The 12,041-nt window shown below is 61.9% G+C and carries 14 protein-coding genes; 12 read left to right on the top strand and 2 right to left on the bottom strand.

Features of this window, described 5'->3' with window-relative positions:
* From ACK41V_RS18490 to ACK41V_RS18455, 8 genes are all read left to right on the top strand, one after another.
* Nucleotides 1–703 (top strand): LysE family translocator (locus tag ACK41V_RS18490; RefSeq protein ID WP_409784426.1); only part of this gene is annotated, 703 nt, incomplete at its 5' end.
* A 320-nt stretch (nucleotides 704–1,023) separates the two neighbouring features.
* Entirely contained in the window at nucleotides 1,024–1,269 is a 246-nt protein-coding gene (locus ACK41V_RS18485; RefSeq protein WP_409784425.1) for a hypothetical protein, read from the top strand.
* Nucleotides 1,270–1,326: 57 nt separating this feature from the next.
* Nucleotides 1,327–1,794, top strand: coding sequence for a hypothetical protein (locus ACK41V_RS18480; RefSeq protein ID WP_409784424.1), 468 nt, complete (start codon nucleotides 1,327–1,329; stop codon nucleotides 1,792–1,794).
* A gap of 71 nt (nucleotides 1,795–1,865) precedes the next feature.
* The gene (locus tag ACK41V_RS18475; protein WP_409784422.1) at nucleotides 1,866–2,297 is read left to right on the top strand and encodes a GNAT family N-acetyltransferase; all 432 of its coding nucleotides are present in this window, start codon (nucleotides 1,866–1,868) and stop codon (nucleotides 2,295–2,297) included.
* An 18-nt stretch (nucleotides 2,298–2,315) separates the two neighbouring features.
* Nucleotides 2,316–2,858, top strand: a complete 543-nt coding sequence (locus ACK41V_RS18470; RefSeq protein WP_409784421.1) for an ASCH domain-containing protein — start codon at nucleotides 2,316–2,318, stop codon at nucleotides 2,856–2,858.
* 70 nt (nucleotides 2,859–2,928) lie between these two features.
* Complete coding sequence (locus ACK41V_RS18465; RefSeq protein WP_409784420.1) at nucleotides 2,929–3,258, top strand: hypothetical protein; 330 nt, start codon at nucleotides 2,929–2,931, stop codon at nucleotides 3,256–3,258.
* Nucleotides 3,259–3,753: 495 nt separating this feature from the next.
* Nucleotides 3,754–4,185, top strand: coding sequence for a GreA/GreB family elongation factor (locus ACK41V_RS18460; RefSeq protein ID WP_409784419.1), 432 nt, complete (start codon nucleotides 3,754–3,756; stop codon nucleotides 4,183–4,185).
* A gap of 275 nt (nucleotides 4,186–4,460) precedes the next feature.
* Nucleotides 4,461–5,264: a universal stress protein gene (locus ACK41V_RS18455; protein WP_409784418.1), complete on the top strand. Its 804-nt coding sequence runs from the start codon at nucleotides 4,461–4,463 to the stop codon at nucleotides 5,262–5,264.
* Between the two features lie 69 nt (nucleotides 5,265–5,333).
* Here the strand turns inward: ACK41V_RS18455 and ACK41V_RS18450 are convergent, their stop codons facing one another.
* Both ACK41V_RS18450 and ACK41V_RS18445 read right to left on the bottom strand, forming a co-directional pair.
* Nucleotides 5,334–6,698 (bottom strand): LLM class flavin-dependent oxidoreductase, encoded by a 1,365-nt coding sequence (locus ACK41V_RS18450; protein ID WP_409784417.1) that lies wholly within the window; start codon nucleotides 6,696–6,698, stop codon nucleotides 5,334–5,336.
* A gap of 143 nt (nucleotides 6,699–6,841) precedes the next feature.
* The gene (locus ACK41V_RS18445; protein ID WP_409784415.1) at nucleotides 6,842–7,699 is read right to left on the bottom strand and encodes a TauD/TfdA dioxygenase family protein; all 858 of its coding nucleotides are present in this window, start codon (nucleotides 7,697–7,699) and stop codon (nucleotides 6,842–6,844) included.
* Nucleotides 7,700–7,965: 266 nt separating this feature from the next.
* Here ACK41V_RS18445 and ACK41V_RS18440 point away from each other — a divergent pair, with 266 nt between their 5' ends.
* The 4 genes from ACK41V_RS18440 to ACK41V_RS18425 all read left to right on the top strand — a co-directional run bounded on the left by ACK41V_RS18440 (nucleotide 7,966) and on the right by ACK41V_RS18425 (nucleotide 12,021).
* Entirely contained in the window at nucleotides 7,966–9,081 is a 1,116-nt protein-coding gene (locus ACK41V_RS18440; RefSeq protein ID WP_409784414.1) for an ABC transporter substrate-binding protein, read from the top strand.
* A 273-nt stretch (nucleotides 9,082–9,354) separates the two neighbouring features.
* Nucleotides 9,355–10,224 carry an ABC transporter permease gene (locus ACK41V_RS18435; protein WP_409784412.1) on the top strand — a complete coding sequence of 290 codons (870 nt, stop codon included), beginning with the start codon at nucleotides 9,355–9,357 and terminating at the stop codon, nucleotides 10,222–10,224.
* A gap of 13 nt (nucleotides 10,225–10,237) precedes the next feature.
* Nucleotides 10,238–11,041 carry an ABC transporter permease gene (locus ACK41V_RS18430; RefSeq protein ID WP_409784410.1) on the top strand — a complete coding sequence of 268 codons (804 nt, stop codon included), beginning with the start codon at nucleotides 10,238–10,240 and terminating at the stop codon, nucleotides 11,039–11,041.
* A 146-nt stretch (nucleotides 11,042–11,187) separates the two neighbouring features.
* The gene (locus ACK41V_RS18425; protein ID WP_409784409.1) at nucleotides 11,188–12,021 is read left to right on the top strand and encodes an ABC transporter ATP-binding protein; all 834 of its coding nucleotides are present in this window, start codon (nucleotides 11,188–11,190) and stop codon (nucleotides 12,019–12,021) included.
* Nucleotides 12,022–12,041 lie beyond the last annotated feature (20 nt).

Below are 12,041 nucleotides of genomic sequence, written 5' to 3'. Positions count from 1 at the left end.
CCTTGGCCCCGGGGGGCGGCGCCGGCGGCGTGCCTTCAGGCGACGCAGCACCACCCCACCCATGACTGCGGACTTTCTCTCACCTTCGCTGGCCATCGCACTGTCGGCTTACGCCCTGGGTGTTGCGAGCCCCGGGCCAAGCAACATGGCCATCATGGCCACCGCCATGTCCCAAGGCCGCAGGCAGGCCATGGCGTTGGCGGCAGGTGTGGTTTGCGGTTCGCTCGCCTGGGGCCTGGCGGCGGCACTGGGCTTGTCAGCCTTCATGCTCACCTACTCATGGACCATGGTCTTGCTCAAGCTGCTGGGCGGAGCCTACTTGCTGTACCTGTCCTGGAAAGCAGCGCGCTCCGCGTGGGCGCCCCACACACCAACGCAGTCAGCTCAGATTGAAGCAGCCTCCAACGCGCGGGCGTTCGCCAATGGCCTGGGTATGCACATCACCAACCCCAAGGCCATCTTCGTCTGGCTTTCTATCGTCGCTCTGGCGCTCCCGCCTGGCTCACGCCAGGGGCATGCGTTTGCGGTGGTGGCGTCCTGCGCGGCGCTGGGGGCGTGTGTATTCTTTGGGTATGCCATCGCGTTTTCTACAACGGTGGCGCGCTCTGCATATCTGAAAACCCAACGGTGGTTCAACGCGACTTTGTCGGCCGTTTTTGCGTATGCGGGTTTACGGTTGTTGATGTCTCGCGATGTGAGCTGACTCAGCGCTGGGGGCTGCGAAAGCAGCATTTTTCTGAGGCGATTCGGCACTGAGGCTGTGCCGGGTGTGCTGCTACATGATGACTTCACGCAGCTTGTTGGTCGGAATAGTTGGGCTTCAGCGATCAACCACTGCCGGTACATCAAAGTTATAGTCCCGACCGAAACGGCATGCCGCGTTTGTTGGAATTTTTATACCTGTGCCTTTGCCCAGCAGTTTGTCCGAAATCCCAAGCTGCAAGCCTATTCCAGGAGAGATTAGTGCCCAGAATATCCGTACAGTCCAGCATGTTTCGCAGGGTTGCATCTCGTTAGGTATAGATGAAAGATTTTTTCAGTCATGTAGCTCCGAGCGTTATTTGTGGCTTTGTTCTTGGTCTGCTATCCGCAAATATCTATGTGGCTATGCTTATTTCATTTAGTGTTCAGTATTACTTCATCCGTCAGAGCAGCAATAGGGAAAAAGAGGATGGAACTGACTTGGGGACGATGCTTGGACTATCCACTATTTTTTATTTGCCAGCGGCATTTATCGGTTATGTCATTGGAAAATCGCTTTTATCCTAACCCGGGAGTCAAACCGATCCGCCCACTGCGGGTGTCTTACTTTGGCCGTTGGAAATCATGAACTCCACCGCAATTCAGATACTTCTGGCATTAGAGAAGCACGGTGAGCTTACTCTGGAAGAGATATCAAAAATAATTCCAAAAATTCATGGAGATCATCGGGATTTTTATGTGTTAGCCAGCTTGATTAAGAGGGGGCTTGTAGATGACCCATGGATACCAGATGAGAAAACCAATCAATCGTCGGGACATGCATCAAAGGAACAATTGCTGGCTTGGAAGCTCTTCGCTATGAGTAATGCGGAAAAATCAGCCTCATACAAGAATCACAGCTACTCTATTCATGGCAATGGAGAAACACTTAAAGGTCAAATATTTTCCATGTCTGGGCTAGGTGAAATTGCAATTAGCGAAGCAAGAACTAAAAGATTTGATAGAGCTTTCTCAATCGGCTCAGGAATTCTCATAGGTATAGTTGTTGCACTAGCTGCTGTGCTTATTGAACGCTATGCAAAGAGCCTCTGACTCGCCACTCAAGCCGACCCGCCTTCGGCGGTCGGCTTAGTTATTTCGTTGAGTTTTACAGGAGACACCACATGGCGCTTGAATGGAAATACGTGATCGACGGAGTGGACTGGGAAGAACTGTCGGCGTTGTATCGCGCAGCTCCGCTTGGCGATAAAAATGCGGAGCATCTTCGGAAGGTCTTTTCTAACAGCATGTTCACGTGCTTCGTATACGACGACACCACGCTCGTTGCTGTGGGAAGAGCACTGGCTGATGGTTGCGACTGCTCGTACATCTGCGATATTGCCGTCCTCCCAGGCTATCAAGGTACGGGGCTCGGTAAGCAAGTGGTGATCCATCTTGTCGAGGCATCACAAGGGCACAAGAAGATCATCCTGTACGCGGTTCCTGGAAAAGAGCCGTTCTATCGGAAGTTCGGTTTCCTCCGCATGAAGACTGCGATGGCTGTCTTTGAGAATCGGCAACAACAGATAGAACGGGGTTACCTTGCTGACGACTAGCCCTCCCATCGAGCTGACATGCCCGGCAAGCCGGGTCACGCCTCTCATCTCAATCGTTTAGGCCGCACGATCATGAACATTCGAATACCTGATCATCTGAGTGGTTTCTGGAATGCGTTTGCCAAGGCCACCGGTGGCGTGGATGCTGCCCGCTTCTACGAGGTGTGCATCTTTGGCGACAGTGAGGAACTGGCAAATGAACTTGCCGAACTTGTGCTTAGCGGCACCGAGCGCGCAACAGCGGGATCAGTCTGGTCCTGCGAAGCAGAGGGAAGGCGAATTCCCGTATCGGGCGACCTCAGTATCGTCACCAACTGGTCGGGCGAGCCGCTGTGCATCATTGAAACTGAAGCGGTCGAGGTCTTACCGTTCAGCGAAGTCAGCTCCGAGTTCGCCGCCACGGAAGGAGAAGGGGATGGTTCGTTGTCGTTCTGGCGAGAGGCTCATCGACAGTACTTCACGCGAGAATGCGCCCGAGCAGGCCGCGAGTTTGCTGAAAGCATGCTCGTTGCCTGCGAGCGGTTCAAGGTGGTCTACCGTACTTCAACCAATGCGGCCTAACGGGTCGCTCAAGTGGGCGTCTCGCGGCAAGCCACGGTCCGCCGCATAGATTCAACGTTAAGCATCAACCATGCGCATCGTCCTCGCGTCGCTCCTCTTGGCAACGCAGCTTGTTCCGGCACGCGCGACTTCTTGGGAAGACCCACTTGATCCGATAGTCATTGCTACCGAGGCGGTTGCATCGAAACAGAAGCCTGTACTTCGCGTGCTGCACGAGAACGGACCAGGAAGCTGGCAGCTTTACGACGGTGGACCATTGAGAGGCAAGCCTGTTGTTCTGCCTAAGGCAATCGCCCTGGAGCTTGATCCGTCGCTGAAAGGATTGATTGATCTTCCGGTAGGCTGGGAAGCAACTCGCAAGGCTCCATCTGACGCATGGTCCCGGCGGAAAGCAAAGTGACGATGTTTAAACTGGTCGGCAACGCGGACGGGTCGAGGCTGTCTCCATAGCGTTCCATGGCTTCGACAGACGCAGCCCGAACGGACACGGGCAGATCCGAGGTATGTAGATTTCAAGCCAAATAGGCCTCTAGCGCTTGATATATAAGCGCTAGCAGCTATCAAAAAATGAGTTCCCCCTCCACCCTCTATCTGGCAAGAACCCTGGGGCCATTAACTGCAAATTACCCCACGCGGCCTACACTCCCGCCCATGACGACCCTCTTGGTTTGCACTTTTGCCGCCCTGACAGCACTGCTCCACGCAGCGGCTTGCGCGCGAGCGGTGGCCAAGAAAAACGCGCGTCGTCAGCTGACGCCAGCACATTCCTAAGCCCGGCGGCACCCCTCTCCTCATCCCCTGTTAGCGCCACCATCCACCGCCGGGCACCAGCCTCGCGCGGTCGCGGCCGTTCTGTTTTCGCAGGGCGACAGCCGCATTTGATGGAGTGCTTTTTATGCATGCAGCAGTTGTTGTTGATGTTGATGTTGATGTTGTGGTTCACGGCGAGCGCACGCTCACCGATCTGGACTATTCGCGCCTGACCAAGCTGGTCAACCGGCAATTTCCCCCTGTTCTGGACGATCTGCTGGCCAATGCAGATGTCACCAGCTCGCGCACGGTGCAGGCCAATGTGGTCACCATGTATTCGCGCGTGGAGCTGGTGGATGTGCACACCCACAGGCGCCAGGTGCTGACGGTTTGCTACCCGCAGGATGCCGAGCCTGCAGCGGGTTTTATCTCGGTGCTGTCGCCGGTGGGCATCAGCCTGCTGGGCCTGCGGACCGGGGATGTGGCCAAGTGGCACACGCCACACGGTGAAGAGTGCGCGGCCGTCGTGGAGAGCATTCAGTTCCAGCCCGAGGCCACCGGCGACTACCTCACGTAGCCACAAACCTGCGGCCCGCCACGGGCCGCGCCCACCATCTCTGTCACCCACCCGGCGCCGTCTTTTCTGCAGGGGCCGCCGCTGCATGGGTGCGCGCTGTTCAAAACCAAAGGACGTTTTGCAATGACCCCTCGTTCCATCCTCGCCGTCACCGATTTCTCCCAGCAAGGAGGCCACGCGCTCGCGCGGGCTGCGCTGCTGTACGCTGAGCACCGTGCGCCGCTGACGCTCGTTTATTTGGCCCACCCTGGTGAGGCACGCCGCCGGATGCGGCTGTGCGCCTGTCGCACCACGCGCTGCAGCTCCGGCAGCGGCACCATATTCATGTCCACGCGGCAACGCGCATCGACTTCTCGGCGGTAGACATTGCCCGCGAGGCGGCGGCTGTTGACCTGGTGGTGTGGGGCATGGCGCCGGAGCGGGGACTGCGCGCGTGGTTCTGCCTGCACCCGACCCTCCAGATGCTTCGCTCCTGCCCGCGCCCCGTGATCGTGGTGCGCAATGGTGCTGACCAGCCGTACCAAAGCCTAGTGGTGGCGGTGGATTTTTCGGAGGTGTCGCACCGGTTGGTCGAGCTGGGCTTTGCGCTGCATCCCACGGCGCGGGTCGAGCTGTTTCATGCCATCAGCACGGTCAACGAGGGCAAGCTTCGGTATGCCGAAGTGTCCGAGCGGGCCATTCAGACCTACCGGGAGGAGTGCCGACGCCATGCGCAAACCCGGATGTTCACGCTGACCGATTCGTACGACGCCCGGCGCAACCGGCTGTCGTCTTCCCTCCGTCGGGGCGACCCTGCCCGGCAGGTGGTGGTGCAGCAGCAGAACACGGCGGCGGATCTGATCGTGGTGGGCAAGCACCCGGCCTCCGCGCTGTCTGACCTGGTGTTTGAGAGCGTGGCGCAACGCATCGTGCGCCAGGCGCGCGCGGATGTGCTGGTAGTGCCGCACAACGTGGAACGCGCGTCCCGCGCTTTGGCCCGCCAGCGTCTCGCCACCGATTTACCTGTGCGCCGCGTGAAGGCGGGGGCGCCGCGCCCGCCGAGTTATCCCAATCCGGCGGCTGTGCCCGGTGGCGCATAGCCGCGCTCCGGGCTGTGGTGGGCCTGTGGTGCACGGCGGGCAATGCGGAAAATACGGGAAATGGGGCGCCTATGCCGCTTTGGCCAACTGCGTTGCGTACCGGCTAGCGGGCCGTGCCAGCCCCAGGTTCTCGCGCAGCGTTTTGCCTTCGTACTGTGTGCGGAACAGGCCACGCCGCTGCAGCTCGGGCACCACCAGGTCCACAAACTCGTTGAGCGACTCGGGCAGCACGGGCGGCATCACGTTGAAGCCATCGGCGGCGCCGTTTTCAAACCATTCCTGCATGCGGTCGGCAATGGTCTCGGGCGTGCCCACCACCACCCAGTGGCCGCGCGCACCGGCCAGGTATTCATAGAGCTGGCGCACGGTGTATTTCTCGCGCCGGGCCAGTTCCAGCACCACGTGGGCGCGGCTGTTGATGCCCTTGGGCGGCTCGGGGATGTACGGCGGCGGGGCATCCAGGTTCCACTTCGATAGGTCTTCGCCGGGCCAGAAGGGCGTCAACGTGGCCAGGCCCACGCTGGGGTGGATCAGCGCCTGCAGCTCGGCCCACTTGGCCTGGGCTTCTTCGTCGGTGCGGCCAATCACTGGGGAGATGCCCGGCAGCACCAGCAACTCTTCGGGCTGTCGGCCGTATTTGGCCATGCGGCCTTTCACGTCTTTGTAGAAGGCCTGCGCTTCGGCCAGGCTGGTCCAGGCGGTAAAGATGGCTTCGGCCGTGGCGGCGGCCAGTTCCTTGCCGTCTTCGGACGAGCCGGCCTGCACGATGACGGGATGGCCCTGCGCCGAGCGTTCGATGTTCAGCGGCCCCTGCACCTTGAGGTGCTTGCCCACATGGTTCAGTGCGTGCAGCTTATCCGGGTCGAAGTAGATGCCCGAGGCCTGGTCGCGCACCAGGGCGTCGTCGTCAAAGCTGTCCCACAGGCCCTTGACCACGTCCACAAACTCGTGGGCGCGCTCGTAGCGCGTGGCGGGGTCGGGGTGGGTGTCGAGGCCAAAGTTGCCGTAGACGTTTTCGGCGCTGGTCGTCACCACGTTCCAGGCGGCGCGGCCCTTGCTGATGTGGTCGAGCGATGCAAACTTGCGTGCCAGCAGGTACGGGTCTTCGTAGGTAGTGGACGCGGTGGCCACAAAGCCGATGTGCTTGGTGACGGCCGACAGCGCAGCCCACAGCGTGACGGGCTCGAAGTGCGAAATGCGGCCCTGACGGCTGAAGGACTCGCGGTCGCCCTTGTGCCACACGCCGGGGCTGTCGGCAACGAACACCTGGTCGAACAGGCCGCGCTCTGCCGTTTGCGCCACCTCGATGTAGTGGTCGATATTGACGCCGGAATCAACCTGCGAGCCGGGATGGCGCCAGGCCGCAACGTGGTGGCCCGTGGCCATGATGAAGGCGCCCAGGCGCAGTTTTTTTTGTGCTTGTTGTTGGGTCATGTTGGTGTCCAGAGGTTTGTTTGCATTGCTCGCAGCCTGCGAAACCGGCACGGCCAGGGCGAGGGCACCCGTGGAACCGGCTTTGCCGGGCCAAGGGGTGCGTCCCCCTGGGGGGATGGCGCCGCAGGCGACTCAGGGGGGGGTTAGTCCGTCACTGTGATCCGGTGCAGCTTGCGGTGCTGCGGGAAGAAGTCGCCCACGGCGTAGTGCTGGGTGGACCGGTTGTCCCACACCGCCAGCGTGCCCTCTTGCCAGCGCAGGCGGGCCTGGAACTCGGGAACCTGGGGCAGTGCAAACAGCTGGGTCAGCAGGGCGTCGCTCTGCACGCGGGGCAGGCCCTTGATGTGGCTGGTGAAGGTGGAGTTCACGTACAGGATCTTCTTGCCCGTGATGGGGTGCACGCGCACCACCGGGTGCTCCACCGGCGGGTACTTGGCACGCGCTTCGCGCAGTTGGTCACCGGTGGCGTCCTTGGCAAGCAGGTATTCCGTCCAGCCACTGATCTCCCAGGTGTGCACGGCGGTGAGTGTTTCCAGGTAGGCCTGGAATGCGGGCGGCAGGCTGGCGTAGGCAGCTGTCAGGCTGGCCCACAACGTGTCGCCGCCGCTGGCAGGAACCACCTGCGCATACAGGCTAGTGCCCAGCGGCGGCTGCTCGCGCCAGGTGATGTCGGCATGCCAGTTGCTCGACGCCTTGGGGCGGTCGGCGGTGCTCTCCACGATCTCGATCTCGGGGTGTTGGTCCAGCCGGGGGAAGAACGCCTTGACCTCGGCCACGTTGCCAAAAGATCGGGTGAAGTCCACCTGCTGCGGTGGGGTGATGTGCTGGTCGCGAAAGAACAGCACCTCATGCACGGCCAGTGCCTGGCGCAGCTCGGCCTGCGTGGCGGCGTCCAGCGGCTGGCGCAGGTCCAGGTCGTGGATGACGGCGCCGATGGTGGGGGTGTAGGGCTCTACCGCAAAGCGGGTGAACGTGGGATGCAAGTCGTTGATCTTGGACATGGCGTTGCTTTCTGAAAACGGGGGTGATGAAAGAGAACTGCCCCGCCATTGGGACAGCCCCCACGCAGCCCATCAACGAAGCAGTTCGCATATGCATAGTCGGAAAACCGCGCGCGCCACCAGGCCGCGTCACCCCGGCTTGTGCACATTTCGATATCTGTTTTTGGTCGTTGGCCCTGGTGCCTTGCTTGCCTAGAGTTGCCACCAGTGCACGCCGCTGATGGCGCGTGCAAACCGTTCTGACAACACGCACGAAAGGCCAACACATGAAAAACACGCGATGGAAAAAAGCGCTCACCCGAGCTGCGGCGGCGGCAGGCGCCGCATTGGGGCTGGGCTTGTCCCTGGGTCTTTGGGCCGGAGGCGCAGCAGCGCAGGCGCCCGAGCCGCTGAAGGTGATCCGCATTGGCATTGCCACAGGCGGGGTGGGCAGCGACCCGGTGCGCCACGGCGGCACGTCGGCCGCGCTGGCCTATACCGACGGTGCGCTGGAAGAGGAATTCAAGAAAGACGGCGTGAAGGTGCAATGGACCTTCTTCAAGGGCGCAGGCCCCGCCGTGAACGAGGCCCTGGTTAACAAGCAGCTTGACTTTGCCTGGCAGGGCGACCTGCCTTCCATCGTGCACCGCGCTAGCGACGTGAAGACCAAGGTCATTCTGGGCAGCGGGGTGCGCGGCGGGCTGTACCTGGCAGTGCCGCCCGATTCAAACATCCGGCGTCTGGAAGATCTCAAGGGCCGCAAGGTGGCGGTATTCAAGGGCACCAACCTGCACCTGGCTGCCGTGCGCGCCTTGGCCGACAAGGGCCTGAGCGAACGCGACGTGAAACTGGTCAATCTGGATTTCCCCAGCGCGGACGCCGCGCTCATTGGCAAGGACGTGGACGCGGCCTTCGGCTACGTGGGCTTGTTCCGCTTGCGCGACCAGGGCTTGGCCAAGGTGGTCTGGTCCGCCGCTGAAGACTCGTACAAGTACACGCGCCAGACGGCACTGCTGGTGACCGACGACTTTGCCGCGCGCCACCCGAAGGTGGTGGAGCGGGTGGTCAAGACGGTGGTGCAGTACGCCCACAAATACTCCGACGAGAACCGCCGCGCCGAGCTGTTTGCGCAATGGGGCAAAGCCGAGTATGCCGAGAAGGTCTGGCGCGAGGACTTCATCGGCCAGCCGCTGCGCGTGCGCCTGTCGCCGCTGCTCGACCCGTTCCTGGTGGCGCGCTACAAGGACGCGGCGGACGAGGCCTACAAGCTCAAGCTGATCCGAAAGAAGCCCGAGATCGATAGCTGGTTTGACCGCCGCTACCTCGATGCCGCGCTCAAGGAACTCAAGCTCGAAAGCTACTGGCCCGTGTATGGAGCCAATGGAACGCCGGCAGCACTCTGACTTTGCAGGACCTGGGGGGCGCGTGAGGCGCTTTGATAACCCGCCCGCACCCGTTGCGTGGCGGGTTTTTTTTTGGGGCCGGCACATCGCCTTCGATATACCGCCCCCAAGCAGTGCTCATGCCGTAAACATCTTTGTCATTGCATATGAGTATTAACTATTTATGTTTATAACAAACGTGTTTTACATTCCATTTGGTTGTTAAGAGCCTGCATGTGGGCACGTCCCGACGGCCTGCAGGCAGGTTTGTAGAAATAAGAAAGGATTTTCCCGATGACAACCCCGTTGTTGAATGCCACTGCCCAAGGCGGCGGCGCAGCGGCATTGCCGACGCCAGCACAGCACGCAACAGTGCCGCCGCAGCGCAGCAAAGCTGGCCCATGGAATTGGAGCTGGCGCTGGTTGTGGGCCTGGCCTTTTCCGCTGGCGCTGCTGGCCGTGTGGCAACTTTCCGCCGTGCTGGGCTGGGTGCCCGAGCAGGTGCTGCCGCCCCCAGCCGCGGTGTTCAAGGTGTTTGGCGAGCTGCTGGCCAGTGGCGAGCTGTGGGACCACCTCACCATCAGCATGGTCCGCGTGTTTGCGGGCTTTGGCATCGGCCTGGCGTTGGGCCTGCTGCTGGGGGGCGCCATGGGCCTGTCTCCCACGTTCCGCGACTATGTGTTTCCGCTGTTCAAGGCCTTCAGCCAGGTGCCGGTGATTGGCTGGCTGCCGCTGCTGATCCTGGTGGTGGGCATCGACGAGGGACTCAAGTTTTTGCTGATCGCCAAGGCGGCGCTGGTGCCGGTGGCGATCAACACCTGCCAGGGCATTCAGAACGTGCCCAACCGCCTGGTGGAGGTGGCGCGCGTGTATGGCTTCACGCGCTGGCAGATGCTGCGCAAGGTGGTGTTTCCGGCGGCCACGGCGCCCATCTGGAACGGCGTGCGCTACGGCCTCACGCATGCGTGGCTGGCGCTGGTGGTGGTGGAGCTGCTGGCGTCGTCTGAGGGCATCGGGTTTCTCATCGTCTACGGCCGCCAGCTTTTTCAGCTGGACGTGGTGCTGGCCGCGGTGCTGGCCGTGGGCATCGTGGGTTTTGTGATCGACAAATTGCTGGCCACGTCCGAAGCGTGGTTGCTGCGCTGGCGCAAGCCAGGTCTTTGAGCGGGGTGTGCAGATGTCTTCCTTGAACGTGCCATTGAACGTTTTTCAAAGGGTGCCGCAGCGCCTGCGCGGCTGGGTGCTGCCCGCGCTCATCCTGACGGTGTGGTGGGCGGCGGTGGAGTGGGGCGGCTCGACCTCGCCCTTGCTTGTGTCGCCGCTGGCCGTGTGGCAGCGCGGCGTGGGCCAGGTGGCCAGCGGCGAGTTGTGGGTGGCGCTGTCGGCCAGCCTGTGGCGCATGGGCTGGGGGTTTGTGATCGGCTCCAGCGTCGGACTGGCGGTGGGCGCTTTGCTGGGCTGGTCACGCTGGGCTGAGCGGCTGGTGGGCCCCACGTTCCACACGCTCAAACAGATATCCCTGTTTGCGTGGATTCCGATGCTGTCGATGTGGTTTGGCCTGGGCGACGCGGCCAAGATTGCCTTCGTGGCCATGGCCGCGTTCTTCCCGGTGGTGCTCAACACCTTTGAGGGCCTGCGCAGCGTGCCGCGTGAATACCTGGAGGTGGCCCGTGTGTACGAGTTCAGCGTGTGGCAAACGTTGCGCCGCGTGGTGGCGCCTGCGGCCGCGCCCTCGCTTTTCACGGGCATCCAGCTGTCGCTCATCTACACCTGGCTGGCCACCCTGGGCGCCGAGTACCTGCTGGCATCGGGCAAGGGCATCGGCAACACGCTGATCGACGGGCGCGAGCACTTCTGGATGGACCTGGTGCTGTTTGGCGTGGTGGTGGTGGGCCTGGTGGGCTTTGTCTTGAACTGGGTATTGACCGTTCTGGAAAAGCGCTTGCTCGCCTGGCGCGACCGCACCGGAGCGCGGTATTGATGCCCCCTGCGTCGCTGCGCGACATCCCCCTCAGGGGGACGCCCCCAGGGGCCTGGCAGAGCCAGTTCCCCGGCGGCACTCGCCTCGGCCGCGCCAGTTTCGAACCATAGCCAAGAACAACGTCATTTGAAGAGGAAACACACACCATGGCACATGCCGGCACCCTGGCCATTCGCGGCCTGAACAAGCAGTACGAGGTCAAGGGCGAAGCGCTGCCCGTGCTGCAGGACATCCATCTCACCATCGAACCCGGCGAGTTCGTGAGCATCGTGGGCTCAAGCGGTTGCGGAAAATCCACGCTGCTGCGCCTGGTCATTGGCCTGGAGGGTGACTACCAGGGCGAGATATTGCTCAACGGCGAGCGCATCGTGGGCACCAGCCTCAACCGGGGCATCGTGTTTCAGGAGCATCGCCTCTTCCCCTGGCTCACGGTCGAGAAGAACGTGGCGCTGGGCCTGCTCAACTCCAGCCTGACTGAAGGCCAGCAGCGCGCCACGGTGCGCGAGCACATCGCCCTGGTGGGCCTGCAAGGCTTTGAGACGGCTTACCCGCACCAGCTGTCGGGCGGCATGTCGCAGCGTGTGGCGATTGCGCGGGCGCTGGTCAACCGGCCCGACATCCTGCTGCTGGACGAACCCTTTGGCGCGCTCGACGCCATGACCCGCGCCCATCTGCAGCAGGAGCTGCACCGAATTTGGCAGCAAGAGGGCATCACCATGATCCTGGTGACCCACGACGTGGAGGAGGCCGTGTACCTGGGCGACCGCGTGGTGGTGATGGAGCCGCGCCCGGGCCGCATCCGCCGCACCGTGCCCGTGGACTTGCCCCACCCGCGCGAGCGCACCTCGTACGCGTTCACCGCCGTCAAAGACAGCGTGCTCAAGGAATTTTCTGGCCACCCCGCAGCCGACCTGGCCGAGCCTCCCTTGAGGCGTGGCGAGCACATCCCGCCCGCCTCGCAATGGCAGTTTGCCGTTTGATGTTGACCCAGTTTTTCCCT

It is taken from the genome of Acidovorax sp., assembly GCF_046291265.1.
Taxonomy (GTDB): Bacteria; Pseudomonadota; Gammaproteobacteria; order Burkholderiales; family Burkholderiaceae_C; genus Acidovorax.
The sequence above is the reverse complement of the archived record's forward strand: the minus strand, read 5'-3'. Positions and strand labels throughout refer to the sequence as shown.